Here is a 21,174-nt window from a genome sequence, read left to right as displayed (position 1 = left end):
GTGAACCCGGGCTCAGGAGTCTGTCGTGAGCTTTACCCCTGCCAATCGCCTGTTTCCCGCCACTCGTCTGCGTCGCAATCGTCGTGATGATTTTTCTCGTCGTCTGGTGCGTGAAAATGTACTGACGACCGACGATCTGATCCTGCCGGTGTTTGTGCTGGACGGTGAAAATCGTCGGGAAGCGGTGGCTTCGATGCCAGGTGTGGAACGCCTGAGCATTGATCTGCTGCTTGAAGAAGCCGCGGGCTGGGTTGAGTTGGGGATTCCCGCGCTGGCGCTGTTCCCGGTCACGCCTCCTGAACTCAAGTCCCTGGACGCTGCCGAAGCCTGGAACCCGGAAGGGATCGCGCAGCGTGCCACGCGTGCGCTGCGCGAGCGTTTCCCGGAGCTGGGGGTGATCACTGACGTGGCGTTGGACCCGTTCACCACCCACGGCCAGGATGGCATTCTTGACCGGGACGGCTATGTTGAAAATGACGTCACCGTGGATGCCCTGGTCAAGCAAGCCCTGTCCCACGCAGCAGCCGGTGCCCAGGTGGTTGCACCGTCGGACATGATGGACGGCCGCATCCAGGCGATCCGCGAATCCCTGGAGCTGGCTGGCCACGTCAACGTGCGGATCATGGCCTATTCGGCCAAGTACGCCAGCGCCTATTACGGCCCGTTCCGCGATGCGGTGGGCTCGGCGCTTAACCTGGGCAAGGCCAACAAGGCTTCGTACCAGATGGACCCGGCCAACAGCCATGAAGCCCTGCACGAAGTGGCGGCCGACTTGGCCGAAGGCGCTGACATGGTGATGGTCAAGCCGGGGATGCCCTACTTGGACATCCTTTATCGGGTCAAAGAAGAATTCAAGGTGCCGACCTTTGTGTATCAGGTCAGTGGCGAATACGCCATGCACATGGCAGCAATACAGAATGGATGGCTGAGTGAAGGGGTGATCCTTGAATCCCTTACAGCCTTTAAACGCGCCGGGGCTGATGGCATTCTGACCTACTTCGCCGCCCGCGCCGCCCAATTGCTTAGAGAGCAACAATAGCCCTCACAGGAACACTCGATGAATACCGAAGGACTCACAGAAGTTGCCGTAAAAGACGCTCACCCGGTGGTTGAACAAGTCACCGAAACGCCGCCGGAGCACGAGCCCGCCGTGCCTGTCGTGGTGGCTGAGCCGCCCGCGCCGGTCCCGGTGGTCGCTGTGACCAACCTGGATGACAGCAGCCTGTACATCCACCGCGAGCTGTCACAACTGCAATTCAACATCCGCGTGCTGGAACAGGCGCTGGATGAGTCCTATCCGTTGCTGGAGCGGCTGAAGTTCCTGTTGATCTTCTCCAGCAACCTGGACGAGTTCTTCGAGATCCGCGTCGCCGGCCTCAAGAAGCAGATCACGTTCGCCCGCGAACAAGCCGGCGCCGATGGCCTGCAGCCGCATCAGGCACTGGCGCGGATCAGCGAACTGGTACACGGCCATGTGGACCGCCAATATGCGATCCTCAACGACATTCTGTTGCCGGAACTGGAAAAACATCAGGTCCGCTTCATCCGTCGCCGTCACTGGACTACCAAGATCAAAACCTGGGTGCGCCGTTATTTCCGTGACGAGATTTCGCCGATCATCACCCCGATCGGACTCGACCCGACGCACCCGTTCCCGTTGCTGGTGAACAAGAGCCTCAACTTTATTGTCGAGCTGGAAGGTATCGACGCCTTCGGTCGTGACTCAGGCCTTGCGATCATCCCGGCACCGCGTCTGTTGCCACGGATCATTAAGGTACCGGAAGAGGTGGGGGGCGCTGGCGATAACTATGTATTCCTGTCGTCGATGATCCATGCGCACGCCGATGACCTGTTCCAGGGCATGAAGGTGAAGGGCTGCTACCAATTCCGCCTGACCCGTAACGCCGACCTGGCGCTGGACTCCGAAGACGTCGAAGACTTGGCCCGTGCCCTGCGCGGCGAGCTGTTCTCGCGGCGCTACGGCGATGCGGTGCGCCTGGAAGTGGCCGACACCTGCCCTAAACACCTGTCGGACTACTTGCTGAAGCAGTTCAACCTGGCCGAATCCGAGTTGTACCAGGTCAATGGCCCGGTGAACTTGACACGCCTGTTCAGCATCACCGGCCTGGACAGCCATCCGGAACTGCAATACACCCCGTTCACGCCGCAGATCCCGAAATTGCTGCAAAACAGCGAGAATATCTTCAGCGTGGTGAGCAAGCAGGACATCCTGCTGCTGCATCCGTTCGAGTCCTTCACGCCAGTGGTCGACCTGCTGCGACAAGCCGCCAAAGACCCACACGTGTTGGCCGTGCGCCAGACCCTGTACCGTTCCGGCGCCAACTCGGAAATCGTCGACGCCCTGGTCGACGCCGCGCGTAACGGCAAGGAAGTCACGGCGGTGATCGAGTTGCGTGCGCGGTTCGACGAAGAGTCCAACCTGCAATTGGCCAGTCGCCTGCAAGCAGCCGGCGCGGTGGTGATCTACGGTGTGGTCGGCTTCAAGACCCACGCCAAGATGATGCTGATCCTGCGCCGCGAAGCCGGTGAGATCGTGCGCTACGCACACTTGGGCACTGGTAACTACCACGCCGGTAACGCCAAGCTCTACACCGACTACAGCCTGCTGACGTCCGACGATGCCTTGTGTGAAGACGTCGGCAAGTTGTTCAGCCAGTTGATCGGCATGGGCAAGACCTTGCGCATGAAGAAGCTGCTGCACGCGCCGTTCACCCTCAAGAAGGGCATGCTCGACATGATTGCCCGCGAAACCCAGTTCGCCCTCGACGGCAAACCGGCGCACATCATTGCCAAGTTCAACTCGCTGACCGATCCGAAGATCATTCGCGCGCTGTACAAGGCCAGCCAGTCCGGCGTGCGCATCGATCTGGTGGTGCGCGGCATGTGCTGCCTGCGTCCTGGCATTGTCGGGGTTTCGCACAACATTCACGTGCGCTCGATCATCGGCCGCTTCCTGGAGCACACGCGGGTCTTCTACTTCCTCAACGGTGGCGAAGAACAGATGTTCCTCTCCAGTGCCGACTGGATGGAGCGCAACCTCGATAAGCGTGTGGAAACATGCTTCCCGGTGGAAGGCAAGAAGCTGATCATGCGGGTCAAGAAGGAGCTGGAAAGCTACCTCACCGACAACACCCACAGCTGGAGCCTGCAGTCGGACGGCCGCTATATTCGCAACACGCCGACCGGCAACCAGAACCCGCGCAGTGCGCAGGCGACGTTGCTGGAGAAGTTGGGTAGCCCGATCCTGTCGGTGAACTGAAGCCGACACAAACCAAATGTGGGAGCGGGCTTGCTCGCGAATGCGGTAGATCAGTCAGTACATCTAGTGACTGACACTCCGCATTCGCGAGCAAGCCCGCTCCCACATTTGCTTTTGCAGTGTTCTTTGGGCCGGGTTAACGCAGGTTCAGGCTGAACCCCACCCGCGTCAGCCACTCCGCTTCCTGGGCGAAATCCGCCTGGGTCAGCTGATTCTCATCCAGCCAACCTTTCGGGAACACTACGTCCAGGCTGTCGCCGTCGGCGCGCAGGGTCACTTGGGGCATTTCCTGGGTGCCACGGATATGGTGGAACAGGATTGCAAAGCGCAGCAGCACGCACAGGCGAATCAGCTTGATGCCCTCGTCGCCGAACTCAGCAAATTTATCCTTGGGGATGTTACGGCGATGGCCACGCACCAGCAGGGCGAGCATTTGCTGGTCTTCGCGTGAGAAACCGGCCAGGTCCGAGTGCTCGATCAGGTAGGCGCCGTGCTTGTGGTAATGGTAGTGGGCGATATCCAGCCCCACTTCATGCACCTTGGCAGCCCAGCCCAACAGCTCGCGCCATACGCCGTCTTCCAGGTCCCAGTCCTCGGCCACCTGGTCGAAGGCGTGCAGGGCTTTACGCTCCACACGGGCGGCTTGTTCCAGGTCGACGTGGTAACGCTCCATCAACGAGGTGAGCGTGCGCTCCCGCACGTCCTCGTGGTGGTGTCGGCCCAGCAGGTCGTAGAGCACACCTTCGCGCAGGGCACCGTCGCAGTGGTCCATGCGTTGCAGCTCGAGGGCGTCGAAGATCGCTTCGAGAATCGCTAGGCCGGCCGGGAAGATAGTACGACGGTCGGGCTTGATGCCGTCGAAGTCGATTTTCTCGGCGTCCCCCAGCTTGAACAGTTTGCGCTTGAGCCACGCCAGGCCTTCGGCGTTGACCTCGCCGGTGCCGTGGCCGCCGGCTTTCAGGGCCAGGCCGATGGCGCGGATGGTGCCGGATGAACCGATGGCCTCATCCCAGGTCAGGCGGTGCAGGGCGTGCTCGATGCTCATGATCTCCAGTCGCGCCGCCGTGTAGGCCTGGGCATAGCGCGCCGGGGTGATCTTGCCATCCTTGAAATAACGCTGGGTGTAGCTGACGCAGCCCATCTGCAGGCTTTCGCGCAGTAGCGGTTCAAAGCGCTGGCCAATGATGAATTCGGTACTGCCACCGCCGATGTCGGCGACCAGGCGTTTGCCGGGCGTATCGGCCAGGGTGTGGGACACGCCGAGGTAGATCAGGCGCGCTTCTTCACGGCCAGAGATGACTTCAACGGGATGCCCAAGGATCTCCTCGGCGCGGCGGATGAATTCGCCACGGTTGCGGGCTTCGCGCAGGGCGTTGGTGCCGACGATTCGCACGGCACCCAGGGGCATGCCGTTGATCAATTGTGCAAACCGCTTGAGGCAATCGAGCCCGCGCTGCATGGATTCTTCGTTGAGTTGGCGCTCATCGTCGATTCCGGCAGCCAGTTGCACTTTTTCGCCGAGCCGCTCAAGGATGCGGATTTCGCCGTTCTGGGCCTTGGCCACGACCATGTGAAAGCTGTTGGAGCCCAGGTCGATGGCGGCGATCAGGGACAGATTCTTGGCTTGGGATTGCGGCATGGTTAGGGGGTCTCGGTCGATAACCCAGCCATCGTGCCACGATCGACCTTTGGTGCCAACGCGTACGGCTTCGGTAATTTTCCTTTGACTGTCTGTAAGGAATTCTTGTGGGGAATGTAGGGCGGTTTTCTAGGCCCGCAGCGAATGATGTTTCATTTTTGTAGGCGTAATTAAGCGTTTGTTGTTTTCAGGCTGTTTATGATTTTGCCTACACTGAGTTGGATATTCACTAGTTGGTTTTGTACTTAAGCTTACTCGACGATGAATTCTGGCCCACTTTCTCTATCTACGCCTCCCACGAAGAGTGGCGTGTTCTCTCATTCTTTATTCGGGGGGTAAAGCGACAGACTGTCACTCGGCAATTTCGCCGTGGTGTTATTTATGTGTGGTCATATGTTAAAGGATGAAGAGAGGGGTAAAGGATACCCGCCCATCGTAAACGCACCTGCCCACTATAGATGACAGGATAAACATGAAAAAAATGCTTGGTTTGACAGTCAGTACTCTGTGTCTGGTCGCGAGTATCGGCGCTCATGCAACAACGGCTGCTGAACTGATTGTACGAGGGACGATCAAGCCGTTGGCTTGCAACCTCAGCCTCGCCGGTGGCGGCATCGTGGATTACGGAATAATTCCCTCCGGAAGTCTGTCCGCCACTAACTTCAATCCTCTAACAGAGAAACCTGTCGCCTTGTCCGTCAGTTGCGGCAAGACGCCAGCCCAGTTCGGCCTGGCGCTGACTGACCTGCAATCGGGCAGCAAGGTGACCGGGATTCTCGGTTCCGGGTTCACCGAGGCGCAGAACTTCGGGCTTGGCCTTGCCAACGGCAAGCGTACGGGTGGCTACTCCGTGACTCTGACGAATCTACGCTCGTCCACCGGGGCCCTGAGCCCTCTCGTGCGTGTTGGTACCACAGGTTCCTGGCAGCGCAGTGACGGCAAAGTCGCGCAAAAGCCGAGTCAATATTCGTGGGGCAACGGCTCCAGCCTGCAACCCGCATCCATCACCCAACTTACGGGCACTCTGGCTGTGAAAGCCGTTATCAACCGCACGCAAGATCTGGATCTGACCCGCGATACGACACTGGACGGCCGCGCCACTCTGGAATTGAGTTACATCTAAATACGTTATTAACGGCCGACCTTAATGCACAGGCAGTGACGCGTCTCTGTTAAGTGTCGGCTGTTTTTGCGTGGGTGTTCGTTAATTGTTGGCTTTATGGCTGTGAGGAAACTCAGTGAAGGCTCTTTCAATAATAGTGATGGCGTTGCTACGGTATATAAGCGTGTGCCTTTGCTTGTGTGGTATGGCAGTAGCTGACGGGATGCAACCCGAGACAACAGTTGTGATTTTGAATGAAGAGGACGGTGAAGCGACACTTAATATAAAAAACACTGATCCTGGCGCGGCGTTATTGCATTCGGTCATACAAAACATACCAGAAGATTTGGAATCCTTATTGATCGTTACGCCGCCCATTACTCGGGTCGAGTCGGGCGACACTCAACTTGTACGCTTCATCATGACCGCGAAGGCACCGCTCAAGACCCAGCGCCTGAAGCGAGTCTCCTTTGAAGGTATCCCCCAGGCTCGCACGCCCGGCGGTGCGACCATTGGTATCACCCTGCGCCAGAACCTGCCGTTGATCCTGCATCCCAAAGGCCTGCCCAAGCACGATGCGCCGTGGCAGTTGCTCACCTGGAAGCGCGAAGGTGACCAGATAAAGGCTTATAACAACAGCGCTTACGTTGTGCGGATGGCACTCGAAGTCCAACTGCATCCGCTGGCGCGTCTGGGAAAGTTACCGCGTACCTACATTCTGCCGGGTGAAGTGCTCACAGTCGTGACGGACGACTCAGTGGCGGGAGTGGTCGCGGTGGAGATTCAACCGGCCACGGTCTACGGGTTTACGGTGGACAGCTACCGCGCACCCGTTACGGCAGATGCGGACTGACGAGCCTATGAAAAAGATCAGGCACTCAGGTCGCTCTGCCAAAAGCGCGCCTGGCAAGGTATTACAGGCGCGTTCCAGGGTCTTGCTGGGGCTCGCGACGCTGTGGGGGTTGCCAGGCTCCAGCGCGGCCTTGGAGCTCGGAGAAGGTTTTGACCTGGCCGCGTTGACAACCCTTGGGATCGACCCGCAGGTGTCCGAATACTTTCGCAGCGCGGCGCGCTTTCGCGAAGGTGTGCATGTGGTCGGGCTGCGGGTCAATGGCACCCCGCTGGGGTTGGTGGACGCGCGGTTCGATTACCAGGGCCAGTTGTGCTTCACCGAGGCGTTACTGGCGAAGGCGGGTCTGGTCACACCCTCCCGTGTGCTACGCGAAGGCATCAGTCCTGACCAGGCCTGCCATGATTTCGTTGGGGAATACCCGGCGACCATGGTACGGCTGCGCCCGAGCAGCGATGAGGTCACCCTGGTAGTGCCGACCCAGTCCCTGCGCGCGCCAGAGTGGGAGGCCGGGAATTTTTCTCAGGGCGGCGCGGCATCCATCTTCAACTATGACGTGTTGGGTTTCGATACCCGCTCGCGAAGTGGGCCAAGTCGCTTTGTATCGGCCTATACCGAGGCAGGGTTCAATCTGGGTAACTGGATTGTTCGTAGCCGCCAGTTTTTTATCTCTGACAATGGCCAGACTCGAACCGAGCAGGTGGACGCCTACGCCCAGCGTGATATCGCGGCGTTGCAGTCGACTTTCCAGGTCGGGCAGATTTCCAGCAACAACCCTATATTTGGCGGGGTACAACTGGCTGGCTTGCAGTTTTTTCCGGATGGTCAACAACGCGCGGGCGGGGGCAGCAGCGAGGTAGTGGTTGAAGGGCTGGCCCAAAGCCAGTCACGGGTCGAGGTGCGTCAGTCGGGTGCATTGATCCATACCACGCTGGTACCGGAGGGGCCGTTCAGGCTCACCGGATTACCGTTGCTCAACAGCACCAGCGACCTCGATGTGAGCGTGATTGACGTGCGGGGCGCAAAGCGCAGTTTTGTCGTACCCGCTGCGTCCTTTCGAGGTGGGGCTCCTGTTACGCCGGGGTATTACTTTTCCGTCGGCAAGGTGCGTGACACGTCCTTCGACAGCCGGGAAGCGCCCGTTGTTGCCATGGGCAGCGGCACCTGGGGGCTGGGCCAGAACGCGTCACTGGGTTTCGGTTTGCTGAGTACCGACGAGTATCAGTCGGCAGGTGGCTCACTGAGCAGTGTGTTTTTCCATCAAATGACGGTGGGCATGCGCCACAACCTGTCCCGTGATGGCCAAGATGGCGTAGGGGGCGCACGCAGCACACTCTCTGTGGGCAGCCCGTTGTTCGCCAACCTCGACATGAACCTGAGCGCCTCTACGCAAAGCCGAGGCTATCGGGAGGTGCTGGACGCAGGCCAGGCGTCGCGTGGGTACGACTTCGATGCGCGTTTCAAGCGCCAGTACACGGCAGGTTTAAGCTGGGCGGATCCGTTTGTGGGTGGTTTTTCCATCAGTTTCACGCGTAGCTCGCAGTTTGACGGGCAGTCCGCCGATCACCTCTTTGCCTCGTGGAACAATACGTTTAACGGTGTGGGGGTGGCGCTGATCGCCGACGCCCAGGTCGGTGGGGCCAGGCCTCGACGCCGTGACGCGGTTGCGGGTGGCCGACGCGACGACCGGCTGGACGAAGACACCTCCCTCAGGCTGCAGGTCACGGTGCCCCTGGGCGGTGATCGCCGAGTCAGTTCTTACGTCAGTCGTCGAGGCGACCGACTGGATGCGGGTACCGCTCTAAGCGAGCGGGTCAACGACTATGTGAACTACGAGGTCGGTGTTGATCGAGACGTGAACGAGCGGGAGCAGAGCGTGCGCGGCCGGGTGGACGTATTGCCGCTTTATACCCGCGTGAGCCTCGGTGCCAGCCGTGATCCGTCAAGCACCAGCTATTCCGGGCAACTGCAAGGCGGCATCGTCGCTCATGAACACGGCGTGACGTTCTCGCCGTATGCAGTGCAGGACACGTTTGGCATCGTCTCGGTGGGCGATATTGCTAAGGCCAAGGTCTCCACGGCCCAAGGGCCGGTATGGACGGATTTCAGCGGCCAGGCGGTGATCCCCGGGCTGCAGGCCTACAGCAACAACCATCTGCAGGTACAGACCCAGTCGCTGCCCAAGCGCGTCGACTTGAAGAACGGGACCAAGGTGCTCGCCGCTGGTCGTGGCTCAGTCAACATCCTCAACTTTGATGTGGTGAAAGTCCGTCGCCTGTTGCTTGAAGCTCAGGATGAACAAGGTCGGCCCTTGCCTCAAGGGGCTGCTGTGTTTGGCCAGGACAACAACTTTGTAACCAGCGTGGTGGGTGAGGGCATGATTTTCCTCAGCAACATTGATGGGCCGCAAACCCTGAAGGTTTCATTGCCGGATTCGCAATCCTGCCTGCTGCAAGTCAACCCGGAGCAAGAGCCTGACGATGACCAACTCTACGACACCGCACCCGTGGTATGCCATGTTCGCTGAACGGATGTACGGCCCGCGTGCCGCTGGCGTGTGTCTGGTGGTAGTCGCCCTGCTGGTGAACCAGGCGCGGGCTGAAGACTGCCGGATGACCTTGAGCGAGCCCCGGGTCGATTACGGGGTAATTCGTCCCTCGCAAACGTCGTCCGGTCGCTCGACGCTGAGGCTGGATACGCAGCGTACGCTGCACCTAAGCGTGCTCTGCGCCAACCCGGCGGCAATGGCATTGCGCTTCAGTGGTGCGCCTGCCGATGCCCAGGGTTTTCAGTTTGGCCGACAAGGACGCTTCATGTTGAGCCTGAGGCGGGCTCAGGTCGACGGCAGGCCGGTGGCGTGGCAAACCGATGAAACGGCTGACGGGCGGCTGTTACCTGGCCGCACATTGGTTGCGAGCGCAGCCGGTGTGCCAATGATGGGCCGCCGGTTGACGGCCCAGGTAGAGGTTGAGGTTCACTTGCCCGCCGATGCCCTCTCGGTGCGCCGGGAGGTGCTGCTGGAGGGGCATGGCCAATTCGTACTGGTCAGTCCTACTGTTCCGTAGAGCCGATGAAGTTGGCCAGTTCGGCAGTTTGCGGGTTGGCGAACAGCTGCTTTGGGTCACCCACTTCATGCACCTTGCCCTGGTGCATGAACACCAGCTTGTCGCCGACTTCCCGCGCAAAGCGCATCTCGTGGGTCACCATGATCAGGGTCATGCCGTCCTTGGCCAGTTGGCGCACCACACTGAGCACCTCATTGACCAGTTCTGGGTCGAGGGCCGAGGTGATTTCATCGCACAGCAGCACCTTGGGCGACATCGCCAGTGCGCGGGCAATCGCCACACGTTGCTGCTGTCCGCCGGACAGGCGATCGGGGAAGGCGTCGAATTTCTCCCCCAGCCCGACGCGCTCCAGCATTTGCTTGGCCAGCAGCGCAGCCTTGGCCTTGGGCACTTTTTGGACGACTTGCGGCGCGAGCATCACGTTTTCGCCGACGGTCAGGTGCGGGAACAGGTTGAACTGCTGGAACACCATGCCGACTTTCTGCCGCAGGCTGCGCAGGTCAGCGCGGGCGGCGTCGAGGTATTCGCCGTCGACTTCAATCACGCCGTCGTTGATCGATTCCAGGCCGTTGAGGGTGCGCAGTAGTGTGGATTTACCCGAGCCGCTGCGACCGATGATCGCCACCACCTGGCCTTCTTCAACGGTCAGGTCGATGCCCTTGAGTACGTGGTGATCGCCGTAATACTTATGCAGGGCGGAAATTCTAAGCAGAGGCATGCAGTCTCCTTTCCAGGTAGCGCGCACTGAGGGATAGGGGGTAGCAGAGCAAAAAGTAACCAAGCGCTACCAGGCCGTAGACCATGAAGGGCTCGAAGGTGGCATTGGCGAGCATGCCGCCGGTCTTGGTCAGTTCGGTAAAGCCGATGATCGAGGTCACGGCGGTGCCTTTGACCACCTGCACCGAGAAGCCCACGGTGGGCGCCACGGCGATGCGCAGGGCTTGGGGCAGGATCACGTAGCGCAGTTGTTCAAGCGGGTTGAGCGCCAGGCTGGCCGACGCTTCCCATTGCCCGTGGGCGATGGAGTCGACGCAGCCGCGCCAGATTTCAGCCAGGTAGGCGCTGGTAAACAAGGTCAGGGCGATTGCCGCCGCGAGCCAGGGCGAGATATCCACACCCAGCAGAGCAACGCCGAAAAACACCAGGAACAACTGCATCAGCAGCGGCGTGCCCTGGAACAGTTCGATATAGGTGCGCGCAACGTTGCGCGGGAACGCCTTGCGGCTGATGCGCATGGTCATCACCAGCAAGCCGATCACGCCGCCACCCACAAACGCCACCAGCGACAGCAACAGCGTCCATTGCAGGCCCGTGAGCAGGTTGCGCACGATGTCCCAGAAAGAGAAATCACTCATCGGCTGTTCCTCATCACAAACCGGCGGCCGATCCAGTTGAGCAACTGGCGAATCATCAGCGCCATGCACAGGTACACCAAGGTGGTCAGGGCATAGGTTTCAAAAGCGCGGAAATTGCGCGACTGGATAAAGTTGGCGGCGAAGCTCAGCTCTTCAGTGGCGATCTGTGAACACACTGCCGAACCGAGCATCACAATGATGATCTGGCTGCTCAGGGCCGGCCACACCTTGCCCAGCGCCGGCAGCAGCACCACGTGGCGGAACGCTTCGAAGCGTGTCATCGCCAGCGCTGCGGCAGCTTCCAACTGCCCGCGTGGAATCGCCTGGATGCCGGCGCGGATGATCTCGGTGGAATAGGCCCCCAGGTTGATCACCATCGCCAGTACGGCGGCTTGCCATTCGGTGATCTTCAGTCCCAGGGACGGCAGGCCGAAGAAGATGAAGAACAACTGCACCAGGAACGGCGTGTTGCGGATCAACTCGACGTACACACCGAAGAACCACGCAAACGGCTGGATCTTCCAGGCCCGCACCACCGCGCCTACGGTGCCCAACGCTACGCCGAGAATCGCGCCAATGGCTGTCAGTTCAAGGGTGAACAGCGCACCGCGCAACAGCAGGTCGGTATTGGCCAGCACCGGCAAAAAGTCGAATTGATACGCCATGAATCAGCTCCGCTTTTAGAGGTCGGCAGGCAATGGTTCTTTGAGCCACTGCATCGCGTTCTTTTCCAGGCTGCCATCGGCTTTAGCAGCGACCAGGATCTGGTTGACCTTCTCCAGCAGCGCCGGCTCGTTCTTGTTCACGCCCACGTACACCGGCGAGTCCTTGAGCTTCACTTTCAGTGCAGGCACGCGTTTCGGGTTGCGTTCGCTGATCGCCACCATCACCACGTTGCCGCTGGCGATCAGGTCGACCTGGCCGGCCAGGTAGGCGGCGATGGTCGAGTTGTTGTCTTCGAAGCGCTTGATGGTCGCCTCTTTGGGCGCGACGGCAGTCAGCTCGATGTCTTCGATAGCGCCACGGGTCACGCTGATGGTCTTGCCCTTGAGATCGTCCAGGGTACTGACGGCGGCATCAGGCGGACCGAACACAGCCAGGTAGAACGGTGCGTAGGCCTTGGAGAAGTCGATGACCTTTTCGCGCTCGGCGTTTTTACCCAGGCTGGAAATCACCAGGTCGACCTTACCGGTGGTGAGGAACGGGATACGGTTGGTGCTGTTGACCGGGGTCAGTTCCAGCTTGACCTTGAGTTGGTCGGCCAGCAGCTTGGCGGTGTCGATGTCCAGGCCACGCGGCTTCATGTCGGGGCCGACCGAGCCGAACGGCGGGAAGTCCTGGGGCACGGCGACCTTGAGGGTGCCACGGGCAACGATGTCGTCCAGACCATTGGCCTGGGCGGGTGCCTGGCTCAGCATCAGGCTGGCAAACAGGGCAGTAAGCAGGGCGCTGTAGCGCTTGGTCATGGCAACTCTCCGAGAAGGGCGAAGGAATTTTCTGGATTTGCTCAGTGCACAGCCCATGCCATTACCTCTGGAATCGTCTGCGAGGCCGGGATTTGTTGAGCTTCCGTGGTCTTACTGGTCTGAACAGTGACTCGGCGTTTCGCACCCTTTTCGAGCGCCGGTAAAACCTGGCGAGCCCCTTTGGGGCGTGGCTTGCCGCCCGCCCCGAATAGCTTTACAACTAGCCGCTCAGTTGACTGGAACATTGAGTTTTCTATGAATTCCATCGCCCAAGCCGTACCGGAAGCGGCCCTGCAGGCCATCCGCAAACTGATCAAGGAGCAAGGCTTCGGGCCGGGCGATGCCTTGCCGTCCCAGCGCGATCTTGCGCTGCAGTTGGGCGTGAGCCGGGCGTCGTTGCGCGAGGCGTTGTCGTCCCTGAGCGCCTTGGGCGTGGTCAATGTGCAGCCGGGCAAGGGCGTGTTTGTACAGGCTGCTGACGAGTCGCCGGGGTTTGCCTGGCCGTTCGCGGCACAGGCCACGCCGCTGGATATCTTCCAGTTGCGCTACGCCCTTGAAGGCTTTGCAGCGGGGTTGGCGGCGGTGACCTTGACCCTCGATGAGCTGGACAGCCTGGAGGACAACGTCGAGGCCATGCGCAAGGTGCTCAAGGCCGGCGACTTCGAGGCGGCTGCCAGGCTGGACTTCGAATTTCACCAACGCATCCTGCTGGCCAGTGGTAATCAGGCGATGGTGAGTATTTTGAGTGCGAGTGCCGAAGTGTTCCTGGAGAGCCAGAAACTACCGTTCATCCGGCCGGAGCGGGCCATGGAAACCTGGCAGGAGCACCGCAGGATAGTGCGTGCCCTGGCCCGGCGCGCCAGTGCGGCGGCGCAGAAAACCATGCAGGAACACGTGCGCAATGCGGCGTTGCGCACGGGTATCGCTTTCGTGACTCCCGTAACCCCCTGAGTGGGGCGATACCCAAACTCATGCGGCACCATAGCAAGACTCAATCAGAGGCGGCTTCCTGAACGGGGGAAGGGCGGCTATGATGGGCCACGTTTTTTTTGCTTACAATCCGGAGACATCCATGAGCAACGATCTTATCAAGCACGTCACCGACGCGACCTTTGAGGCCGAAGTACTCAAGGCTCAAGGCCCGGTGCTGGTTGACTACTGGGCTGAGTGGTGCGGCCCTTGCAAAATGATCGCTCCAGTCCTGGACGACATTGCAACCACTTACGAAGGCAAGCTGACCATTGCCAAGCTGAACATCGACGACAACCAGGAAACCCCGGCCAAGCACGGCGTGCGTGGTATTCCGACCCTGATGCTGTTCAAGAACGGCAACGTCGAAGCCACTAAAGTAGGCGCGCTGTCGAAGTCTCAGCTGCAAGCTTTCCTCGACGCGAACATCTAAGCGTCGTCAAAAAAGCCCCGCAAATCGCGGGGCTTTTTCGTAAAACAGGGCTAGACGCTCCGAAATTCAGGTGGTACATTCGGCCCCGCACTGGTTTCTCCACTGCCCCCTGCAAGCCGTCGCCGACGCATTCCTTTTCGATTAGTACGCGATCCTGTCGCCTTCTCTGCGGCGCGGCCTCATTAAGCCAAAAGCTTAATTTCCCCCCTCCATAAATGATTACGTCATTCCTATATGAATCTGACTGAACTCAAGCAAAAGCCGATTACCGACCTGCTCCAACTGGCCGAAGAAATGGGCATAGAAAATATGGCCCGTTCGCGCAAGCAGGACGTGATTTTCTCCCTGCTCAAGAAGCACGCGAAAAGCGGCGAGGAAATCTCCGGTGATGGCGTGCTGGAGATTCTCCAGGACGGCTTCGGCTTCCTCCGCTCTGCAGACGCCTCCTATCTTGCCGGCCCAGACGATATCTATGTCTCGCCGAGCCAGATCCGTCGCTTCAACTTGCGCACCGGTGACACCATCGTTGGCAAGATCCGCCCTCCTAAGGAAGGCGAGCGTTATTTCGCCCTGCTCAAGGTCGACACGATCAACTTCGATCGTCCAGAGAACGCGAAAAACAAGATTCTCTTCGAGAACCTGACCCCTCTGTTCCCGACCGTGCGCATGAAGATGGAAGCCGGTAACGGTTCCACCGAAGACTTGACCGGTCGTGTGATCGACCTGTGCGCCCCGATCGGCAAAGGCCAGCGTGGCCTGATCGTCGCACCGCCGAAAGCCGGTAAGACCATCATGCTGCAGAACATTGCAGCGAACATCGCACGTAACAATCCAGAAGTTCACCTGATCGTATTGCTGATCGATGAGCGTCCGGAAGAAGTAACCGAAATGCAGCGCACCGTGCGCGGCGAAGTGGTTGCCTCTACGTTCGATGAGCCGCCAACCCGCCACGTGCAGGTTGCCGAAATGGTGATCGAGAAGGCCAAGCGCCTGGTCGAACACAAGAAAGACGTGGTGATCCTGCTCGACTCCATCACCCGTCTGGCCCGTGCCTACAACACCGTGATCCCGAGCTCCGGCAAGGTATTGACCGGTGGTGTCGATGCCCACGCCCTGGAGAAACCGAAGCGTTTCTTCGGCGCCGCGCGGAACATCGAAGAAGGCGGCTCGCTGACCATTATCGCCACCGCGCTGGTTGAAACCGGCTCGAAGATGGACGAAGTGATCTACGAAGAGTTCAAGGGTACCGGCAACATGGAACTGCCCCTGGACCGTCGCATCGCGGAAAAACGCGTGTTCCCGGCGATCAACATCAACCGTTCCGGCACCCGCCGCGAAGAGTTGCTGACCGCCGACGACGAACTGCAGCGCATGTGGATCCTGCGCAAGCTGCTGCACCCGATGGACGAAGTCGCCGCCATCGAGTTCCTGATCGACAAGCTGAAAGATACCAAGACCAACGACGAGTTCTTCTTGTCGATGAAGCGTAAGTAATACGACGTTTCAGGTCCGAAAGAATGGCGCCCTCAGGGGCGCCATTTTTTTTCGTCGGTTTTTTAAGCATTCTCTGTACCCAAATGCACCGCGATAAGCTGCCAGCCGCCGTCATAGCAGGTAGGATGTACGCCTATTTTACGGGTGGCATGGTTAATGAAATTCAAGGATCTTCGGGATTTCGTGCAGCAACTTGAGCAGCGCGGAGAGTTGAAACGTATCCAGATGCCGATTTCCCCGGTGCTGGAAATGACTGAGATTTGCGACCGTACCCTACGCAACAAGGGTCCGGCGCTGCTGTTCGAGAACCCGACCGGCTTTGATATCCCGGTGCTCGGCAACCTGTTCGGCACGCCTGAACGCGTGGCGTTTGGCATGGGTGCCGAGGCGGTCAGCGAACTGCGCGAGATCGGCAAGCTGCTGGCCTTCCTCAAGGAGCCCGAGCCGCCCAAGGGGCTGAAGGATGCCTGGTCGAAGCTGCCAATCTTCCGCAAGATCATTGCCATGGCTCCAAAGGTGGTCAAGGACGCGGTGTGCCAGGAAGTCGTCATCGAAGGCGATGACGTCGACCTCGGCATGCTGCCCGTGCAGACCTGTTGGCCAGGCGACGTTGGCCCGCTGATCACCTGGGGCCTGACCGTCACCAAAGGCCCGAACAAAGACCGCCAGAACCTCGGTATCTACCGTCAGCAAGTGATCGGCCGCAACAAGGTGATCATGCGTTGGTTGAGCCACCGTGGCGGCGCCCTGGACTTCCGCGAGTGGTGTGAAAAGCACCCCGGCAAGCCGTTCCCGGTTTCCGTGGCCCTGGGTGCCGACCCGGCCACCATCCTCGGCGCCGTGACCCCGGTGCCGGACAGCCTCTCCGAATATGCGTTCGCCGGCCTGCTGCGCGGCAACCGCACCGAACTGGTGAAGTGCCGTGGCAACGACCTGCAAGTGCCGGCCACTGCCGAAATCATCCTCGAAGGCGTGATTCATCCGGGCGAGATGGCCGATGAAGGGCCGTACGGCGACCACACTGGCTATTACAACGAAGTCGACAGCTTCCCGGTGTTCACCGTCGAGCGCATCACTCATCGGATCAAGCCGATCTACCACAGCACCTACACCGGCCGTCCGCCAGATGAGCCGGCTATTTTGGGTGTGGCGCTGAACGAAGTGTTCGTGCCGATCCTCCAAAAGCAATTCCCGGAGATCACCGACTTCTACCTGCCGCCGGAAGGCTGCTCGTACCGCATGGCCATCGTGACCATGAAGAAGTCGTACCCAGGCCATGCCAAGCGGGTAATGCTCGGTGTGTGGTCGTTTTTGCGACAGTTCATGTACACCAAGTTCGTTATTGTCACCGACGACGACATCAATGCCCGCGATTGGAACGACGTGATCTGGGCCATCACCACGCGCATGGACCCCAAGCGCGATACGGTGATGATCGACAACACGCCGATCGACTACCTCGATTTCGCCTCGCCAGTGTCGGGCCTGGGTTCGAAGATGGGCCTGGACGCCACCCACAAATGGCCGGGTGAAACCACCCGCGAATGGGGCCGGGTAATCGTCAAGGATGAAGCCGTCACCGCCCGTGTCGATGCGATCTGGAAAGAATTGGGAATAGATTGATGCGTGTAACCCTGCAACCTTCCGGCGCCGTGCTGGAGCTAGTCCCTGGTGAGCGAATCCTCGAAGGCGCTCGCCGCCTGGGCTACGACTGCCCTCAGGCCTGCCGCAACGGCGTATGCCACGTGTGTGCCGCGCTGCTGGTGGAAGGTCGGGTGCAGCAAGCCGGTGAGGTGCGCGACCACGGGGAGTTCTACACCTGCATCGCCGAGCCGTTGGAAGATTGCATTGTGCTGTGGGATGGCGTGCTGGCGCCGGGAGAGTTGCCATTGCGCAAGTTGTCGTGCCAATTGAGTGAATGCGTAGAAGTCGGTGGCGATGTATGGCGCGTGCGCCTGCGCGCGCCGGCTGGCAAGGCGGTGCGTTACCACGCCGGGCAATACTTGATGATCGAGCGCGACAATGGCGAGAAATCGGCATTCTCCCTGGCGTCGGCACCCCATGCTGGACGCGAGCTGGAGCTGCATGTGCTGGTCCGCGAGGACAGTGCGCGCACCCTGTTGGAGCAACTGCAGCGCAACCAGATGGCTCGGATCGAAATGCCCTTTGGTGACACCCACTTGGCCGAGCTGCCGGATGGGCCGCTGGTATTGATCGCCGCCGGTACCGGCATGGCGCAGATGCACAGCCTGATCGAACATTGCCGCGCCTCTGGCTTCAAGCACCCGGTGCACCTGTACTGGGGCGTACGTCGCCCGGAAGATTTCTACGACATTGAGCATTGGGACCAGTGGCTGCAACTGCCCAACCTGTTCCTGCACAAAGTCGTCAGCGACTTGTGTGGTTGGGAAGGGCGCTGTGGGTTGTTGCATGAAGCGGTGTGCGAAGACATCACCGACCTCAAGTCGGTGCATGTCTACGCCAGCGGTTCACCGGCCATGATCTACGGCACCCTGGACGCGCTGGTGGATGCCGGTATGGATGCGCACCAGATGCGTGCCGATGTGTTCGCCTACGCCCCCCGGCCCTGATCTGACCGGAATCTAATGTGGGAGCTGGCTTGCCTGCGATAGCGGTGTATCAGTTGCAAATAGGTGGCTGACACACCGCTATCGCAGGCAAGCCAGCTCCCACAGTATTTTGCGTTGCGGTCAGAATCGTAATCCAGTCGTCACCATCGCCGCATTGAACCCCAGCAACACCACCTCCGCCGCCACGGGCCCATAATGCGTACCCACTGAGGGAATGATCACCGGCGCCACGCCGTAACGATTCAATGGGATCTTGTCACGGTACTTACCGCGATAACCCTGGATCGCTCCGCCGGTCAGCTTCAAATACACCGGATAGTTCGCCATATCGTAGCGCTTGCCCGCGTACGCGTAATACGAGCGCTGCCTGAACGAATTGCGAAATGTCGCCCCGCCATACACAAAACCTGACGCTTCGTTGCGCTCCAGGCCGATCAGGTCCTGGTTGTTGTTGTGCTCCGGGTCGGGCGCGAAATGCCGGGTGTAGACGCTGGTCTGCGCGTACCAGAAGCCTTTGTCGTCCTCGCTCGCGAGTGTTTCGCCAGCCAGTGCGGTGGTGGCCTGGGCCAGGAACAAAAGGCCAGGCAGTCGGAATCTTTTCATGGGTGCGACCTCGATAGTCGATTTGGTGGGCGGCTAAGTGGGTCGTGATGTGTGCGCTATTTTGATGGGTTGGCGGGTGCCCAGGCTGAACCGGGGCTGAAAGCGACGGGATTGGCACGGGTAATGCTGACGAATGGCAGTGGCGCTTATATCCGTACTTATTCGCTTACGGTATTTAGTGTCTCAGGCAAATGTCCTTAAGCTATATCTGAGACGGGCGGCTTATTGCTGCGGGTTTTATTACGGTAGAGTTGCTTACAACTGGTAATACATAGGAGGCGTACCGCTTTTCGCCATGACCGCCATTGAAACTGATCTTTTGCAATTGGCTTACCCTCCGCGTCTCGATCTTGGGCCGCAACTCACTCACGAACAATTGATGAGCTCGATGCAGGCCACCATGGCCCGGCATAAGGGTGGGCCGGTCTGGCTATTTGCGTATGGTTCGCTGATCTGGCGCCCTGAATGCTCGTCGACCGAGCGCATGCGGGCACGGGTCCATGGTTATCACCGGGGTCTTTACTTGTGGTCCCACGAGCACCGGGGTACGCCGGAATTACCAGGTTTGGTCTTTGGTCTGGATCGCGGCGGCTCTTGCAGCGGGTTTGCCTACCGCTTGCCGGAAGATCAGCTGGAGGCCTCGCTTTACGCCTTGTGGCAGCGCGAGATGCCTTACCCTTCTTACCGGCCGCACTGGCTCAGCTGTCGCCTGGAAGATGGCAGCACGGTGCAGGCATTGGGGTTTGTGTTGGAGCGGCACTTGCCCAGCTACGCCGGCAACTTGCCAGATATCGTGCTGAACCACGTGCTGCAAAGCGCTTGCGGGCGTTACGGCACGACTCGCGATTATGTCGAGCAGACCGTCAACGCCCTGCGTAGCCACGCCATGCCAGATAAAAACCTGGAGGCGCGGCTCAAGCGTTGTGCAAAGGATTGCTCAGGCGGCGGTTAACGCGCCGAGCTGACGCTGTTGGTGTGCCACAACGTTGGGATCAGGAAGGCGATCGCCAACACGCACGCGCCGATCAGCAGCACAAAACCACCGTCCCAGCCGAAGTGGTCCACGGTGTAGCCCATGGCCGCACTCGCTGCTACCGACCCCCCCAGGTAACCGAACAAACCAGTGAAGCCCGCCGCGGTGCCGGCGGCTTTCTTCGGTGCCAACTCCAGCGCCTGCAGGCCGATCAGCATTACCGGGCCGTAGATCAGGAAGCCGATGGAGACCAGCGCGATCATGTCGACCATCGGGTTGCCCGGCGGGTTGAGCCAGTACACCAGGGTCGCCACGGTCACCAGTGCCATGAACACGATACCGGTCAGGCCACGGTTGCCACGGAAGATCTTGTCCGACATCCAGCCGCACAGCAGCGTGCCCGGGATACCTGCCCACTCATAGAAGAAGTACGCCCAGGACGATTTGTCGACTGTGAAGTGCTTGGCTTCTTTCAAGTAGGTCGGCGCCCAGTCCAGTACGCCGTAGCGCAGCAGGTAGACGAACACGTTGGCGAAGGCGATGTACCACAGCATTTTGTTGCGCAGCACGTACTTGACGAAGATTTCCTTGGCGCTGAATTCTTCTTCGTGGCTCGCGTCGTAGCCTTCCGGGTAGTCGTTCTTGTACTTCTCTATCGGCGGCAGGCCGACCGATTGCGGGGTGTCGCGCATGGTGATGAAGGCAAACGCCGCCACTGCCAATGCCACCGTCGCCGGTACATAGAACGCTGCGTGCCAGTCGTTGAACCAGGCCATGCCCAGCAGGAACAGCGGGCCGATCAGGCCGCCGCCGACGTTGTGCGCCACGTTCCATACCGACACCACGCCGCCGCGTTCTTTCTGCGACCACCAGTGCACCATGGTCCGTCCACTGGGCGGCCAGCCCATGCCTTGAGCCCAGCCGTTGATGAACAGCAAAATGAACATCATGGTCACGCTGGACGTCGCCCAAGGTGCGAAACCGAAAATGAACATGACCCCAGCTGAAACCAGCAAGCCGAAGGGCAGGAAATAGCGCGGGTTGGAACGGTCGGACACCAGGCCCATGAGGAACTTGGACAGGCCGTAGGCGATCGCGATGGCCGACATCGCCAGGCCCAGTTCACCACGGGTGTAACCCTCGTCGATCAAGTAGGGCATGGCCAGGGAGAAGTTTTTGCGCAGCAGGTAGTACCCGGCATAGCCGATGAAGATACCGGCGAAGATCTGCCAGCGCAGGCGTCGGTAGGTACTGTCTATTTTTTCTTCAGGCAGGGGCGCCTGATGTGCGGCAGGACGAAAGAAAGCAAACATTCAAGAGCTCCAGATTTCTTGTTTTGACTGCGGATGCGAAT

At 59.7% G+C, this 21,174-nt stretch carries 19 protein-coding genes; 12 read left to right on the top strand and 7 right to left on the bottom strand.

From position 1 onward, the window contains the following. Window positions 1-25: 25 nt before the first annotated feature. Both hemB and ppk1 read left to right on the top strand, forming a co-directional pair. Window positions 26-1,039 carry a porphobilinogen synthase gene (gene hemB / locus HU722_RS28515; protein ID WP_065875422.1) on the top strand — a complete coding sequence of 338 codons (1,014 nt, stop codon included), beginning with the start codon at window positions 26-28 and terminating at the stop codon, window positions 1,037-1,039. An 18-nt stretch (window positions 1,040-1,057) separates the two neighbouring features. After that, complete coding sequence (ppk1, locus tag HU722_RS28510; protein ID WP_065875421.1) at window positions 1,058-3,280, top strand: polyphosphate kinase 1; 2,223 nt, start codon at window positions 1,058-1,060, stop codon at window positions 3,278-3,280. Between the two features lie 136 nt (window positions 3,281-3,416). On the opposite strand, the gene ppx is transcribed toward ppk1, so the two are convergent. Further along, window positions 3,417-4,919, bottom strand: a complete 1,503-nt coding sequence (gene ppx / locus HU722_RS28505; RefSeq protein WP_028618414.1) for an exopolyphosphatase — start codon at window positions 4,917-4,919, stop codon at window positions 3,417-3,419. Window positions 4,920-5,391: 472 nt separating this feature from the next. On the opposite strand from ppx, the gene HU722_RS28500 reads away from it, so the two are divergent. The 4 genes from HU722_RS28500 (at window position 5,392) to HU722_RS28485 (ending at window position 9,936) form a co-directional block, all read left to right on the top strand. Next, window positions 5,392-6,042, top strand: coding sequence for a DUF1120 domain-containing protein (locus HU722_RS28500; RefSeq protein ID WP_065874455.1), 651 nt, complete (start codon window positions 5,392-5,394; stop codon window positions 6,040-6,042). A gap of 139 nt (window positions 6,043-6,181) precedes the next feature. Beyond that, window positions 6,182-6,874 carry a fimbria/pilus chaperone family protein gene (locus HU722_RS28495; protein WP_083214005.1) on the top strand — a complete coding sequence of 231 codons (693 nt, stop codon included), beginning with the start codon at window positions 6,182-6,184 and terminating at the stop codon, window positions 6,872-6,874. Window positions 6,875-6,881: 7 nt separating this feature from the next. Beyond that, the gene (locus HU722_RS28490; protein ID WP_065891327.1) at window positions 6,882-9,398 is read left to right on the top strand and encodes a fimbria/pilus outer membrane usher protein; all 2,517 of its coding nucleotides are present in this window, start codon (window positions 6,882-6,884) and stop codon (window positions 9,396-9,398) included. Window positions 9,399-9,402: 4 nt separating this feature from the next. Then, the gene (locus HU722_RS28485) at window positions 9,403-9,936 is read left to right on the top strand and encodes a DUF1120 domain-containing protein (protein ID WP_065874458.1); all 534 of its coding nucleotides are present in this window, start codon (window positions 9,403-9,405) and stop codon (window positions 9,934-9,936) included. Here HU722_RS28485 and HU722_RS28480 read toward each other — a convergent pair. Genes HU722_RS28480 through HU722_RS28465 form a run of 4 tightly spaced genes read right to left on the bottom strand, consistent with a single transcriptional unit; the run spans window position 9,923 to window position 12,757 of the window. Beyond that, window positions 9,923-10,654 carry an amino acid ABC transporter ATP-binding protein gene (locus tag HU722_RS28480; RefSeq protein WP_065874453.1) on the bottom strand — a complete coding sequence of 244 codons (732 nt, stop codon included), beginning with the start codon at window positions 10,652-10,654 and terminating at the stop codon, window positions 9,923-9,925. The genes HU722_RS28485 and HU722_RS28480 overlap by 14 nt on opposite strands. Then, a complete protein-coding gene (locus HU722_RS28475; RefSeq protein ID WP_065880234.1) occupies window positions 10,641-11,291 on the bottom strand; it encodes an amino acid ABC transporter permease in 651 nt (216 codons plus the stop codon). The genes HU722_RS28480 and HU722_RS28475 overlap by 14 nt, the downstream gene beginning before the upstream one ends. Next, the gene (locus tag HU722_RS28470) at window positions 11,288-11,956 is read right to left on the bottom strand and encodes an amino acid ABC transporter permease (protein ID WP_065874451.1); all 669 of its coding nucleotides are present in this window, start codon (window positions 11,954-11,956) and stop codon (window positions 11,288-11,290) included. Before HU722_RS28470 ends, HU722_RS28475 begins: the two co-directional genes overlap by 4 nt. Before the next feature lie 15 nt (window positions 11,957-11,971). Continuing rightward, window positions 11,972-12,757: a transporter substrate-binding domain-containing protein gene (locus HU722_RS28465; RefSeq protein ID WP_065874450.1), complete on the bottom strand. Its 786-nt coding sequence runs from the start codon at window positions 12,755-12,757 to the stop codon at window positions 11,972-11,974. Between the two features lie 255 nt (window positions 12,758-13,012). On the opposite strand from HU722_RS28465, the gene HU722_RS28460 reads away from it, so the two are divergent. The 5 genes from HU722_RS28460 to HU722_RS28440 all read left to right on the top strand — a co-directional run bounded on the left by HU722_RS28460 (window position 13,013) and on the right by HU722_RS28440 (window position 18,244). Further along, window positions 13,013-13,708, top strand: a complete 696-nt coding sequence (locus HU722_RS28460) for a FadR/GntR family transcriptional regulator (RefSeq protein ID WP_065880232.1) — start codon at window positions 13,013-13,015, stop codon at window positions 13,706-13,708. Between the two features lie 121 nt (window positions 13,709-13,829). Further along, window positions 13,830-14,159 (top strand): thioredoxin TrxA, encoded by a 330-nt coding sequence (gene trxA, locus HU722_RS28455; RefSeq protein WP_003213989.1) that lies wholly within the window; start codon window positions 13,830-13,832, stop codon window positions 14,157-14,159. A 234-nt stretch (window positions 14,160-14,393) separates the two neighbouring features. Further along, window positions 14,394-15,653, top strand: coding sequence for a transcription termination factor Rho (rho, locus tag HU722_RS28450; RefSeq protein ID WP_186754968.1), 1,260 nt, complete (start codon window positions 14,394-14,396; stop codon window positions 15,651-15,653). Between the two features lie 156 nt (window positions 15,654-15,809). After that, entirely contained in the window at window positions 15,810-17,276 is a 1,467-nt protein-coding gene (ubiD, locus tag HU722_RS28445) for a 4-hydroxy-3-polyprenylbenzoate decarboxylase (protein ID WP_049711003.1), read from the top strand. Next, window positions 17,276-18,244 (top strand): CDP-6-deoxy-delta-3,4-glucoseen reductase, encoded by a 969-nt coding sequence (locus HU722_RS28440; protein ID WP_065874447.1) that lies wholly within the window; start codon window positions 17,276-17,278, stop codon window positions 18,242-18,244. The genes ubiD and HU722_RS28440 overlap by 1 nt, the downstream gene beginning before the upstream one ends. 120 nt (window positions 18,245-18,364) lie before the next feature. On the opposite strand, the gene HU722_RS28435 is transcribed toward HU722_RS28440, so the two are convergent. Beyond that, complete coding sequence (locus tag HU722_RS28435) at window positions 18,365-18,847, bottom strand: sn-glycerol-3-phosphate transporter (protein ID WP_065874446.1); 483 nt, start codon at window positions 18,845-18,847, stop codon at window positions 18,365-18,367. 295 nt (window positions 18,848-19,142) lie between these two features. On the opposite strand from HU722_RS28435, the gene HU722_RS28430 reads away from it, so the two are divergent. Continuing rightward, window positions 19,143-19,799, top strand: coding sequence for a gamma-glutamylcyclotransferase (locus HU722_RS28430; protein ID WP_065874445.1), 657 nt, complete (start codon window positions 19,143-19,145; stop codon window positions 19,797-19,799). Here HU722_RS28430 and glpT read toward each other — a convergent pair. Then, on the bottom strand, window positions 19,796-21,133 hold the full coding sequence (gene glpT, locus HU722_RS28425; RefSeq protein WP_065874444.1) for a glycerol-3-phosphate transporter: 1,338 nt from the start codon (window positions 21,131-21,133) through the stop codon (window positions 19,796-19,798). The two genes, HU722_RS28430 and glpT, sit on opposite strands and share 4 nt — an antisense overlap. Between the last annotated feature and the right edge of the window lie 41 nt (window positions 21,134-21,174).

Origin of the sequence: Pseudomonas tritici (assembly GCF_014268275.3) — a bacterium.
In the GTDB taxonomy this organism is placed as follows: domain Bacteria; phylum Pseudomonadota; class Gammaproteobacteria; order Pseudomonadales; family Pseudomonadaceae; genus Aquipseudomonas; species Aquipseudomonas tritici.
Note: the sequence above shows the minus strand (reverse complement) of the source record. Positions and strands in the feature narration are given on the sequence as shown.

What these genes read in the sequence shown, in the direction of transcription:
- ppk1 (WP_065875421.1), top strand. Translation starts at nt 1,058, where the DNA reads ATGAATACCGAAGGACTCACAGAAGTTGCCGTAAAAGACGCTCACCCG.
- ppx (WP_028618414.1), bottom strand. Translation starts at nt 4,919, where the DNA reads ATGCCGCAATCCCAAGCCAAGAATCTGTCCCTGATCGCCGCCATCGAC.
- HU722_RS28500 (WP_065874455.1), top strand. Translation starts at nt 5,392, where the DNA reads ATGAAAAAAATGCTTGGTTTGACAGTCAGTACTCTGTGTCTGGTCGCG.
- HU722_RS28495 (WP_083214005.1), top strand. Translation starts at nt 6,182, where the DNA reads ATGGCGTTGCTACGGTATATAAGCGTGTGCCTTTGCTTGTGTGGTATG.
- HU722_RS28490 (WP_065891327.1), top strand. Translation starts at nt 6,882, where the DNA reads ATGAAAAAGATCAGGCACTCAGGTCGCTCTGCCAAAAGCGCGCCTGGC.
- HU722_RS28485 (WP_065874458.1), top strand. Translation starts at nt 9,403, where the DNA reads ATGTACGGCCCGCGTGCCGCTGGCGTGTGTCTGGTGGTAGTCGCCCTG.
- HU722_RS28480 (WP_065874453.1), bottom strand. Translation starts at nt 10,654, where the DNA reads ATGCCTCTGCTTAGAATTTCCGCCCTGCATAAGTATTACGGCGATCAC.
- HU722_RS28475 (WP_065880234.1), bottom strand. Translation starts at nt 11,291, where the DNA reads ATGAGTGATTTCTCTTTCTGGGACATCGTGCGCAACCTGCTCACGGGC.
- HU722_RS28470 (WP_065874451.1), bottom strand. Translation starts at nt 11,956, where the DNA reads ATGGCGTATCAATTCGACTTTTTGCCGGTGCTGGCCAATACCGACCTG.
- HU722_RS28465 (WP_065874450.1), bottom strand. Translation starts at nt 12,757, where the DNA reads ATGACCAAGCGCTACAGCGCCCTGCTTACTGCCCTGTTTGCCAGCCTG.
- HU722_RS28460 (WP_065880232.1), top strand. Translation starts at nt 13,013, where the DNA reads ATGAATTCCATCGCCCAAGCCGTACCGGAAGCGGCCCTGCAGGCCATC.
- trxA (WP_003213989.1), top strand. Translation starts at nt 13,830, where the DNA reads ATGAGCAACGATCTTATCAAGCACGTCACCGACGCGACCTTTGAGGCC.
- rho (WP_186754968.1), top strand. Translation starts at nt 14,394, where the DNA reads ATGAATCTGACTGAACTCAAGCAAAAGCCGATTACCGACCTGCTCCAA.
- ubiD (WP_049711003.1), top strand. Translation starts at nt 15,810, where the DNA reads ATGAAATTCAAGGATCTTCGGGATTTCGTGCAGCAACTTGAGCAGCGC.
- HU722_RS28440 (WP_065874447.1), top strand. Translation starts at nt 17,276, where the DNA reads ATGCGTGTAACCCTGCAACCTTCCGGCGCCGTGCTGGAGCTAGTCCCT.
- HU722_RS28435 (WP_065874446.1), bottom strand. Translation starts at nt 18,847, where the DNA reads ATGAAAAGATTCCGACTGCCTGGCCTTTTGTTCCTGGCCCAGGCCACC.
- HU722_RS28430 (WP_065874445.1), top strand. Translation starts at nt 19,143, where the DNA reads ATGACCGCCATTGAAACTGATCTTTTGCAATTGGCTTACCCTCCGCGT.
- glpT (WP_065874444.1), bottom strand. Translation starts at nt 21,133, where the DNA reads ATGTTTGCTTTCTTTCGTCCTGCCGCACATCAGGCGCCCCTGCCTGAA.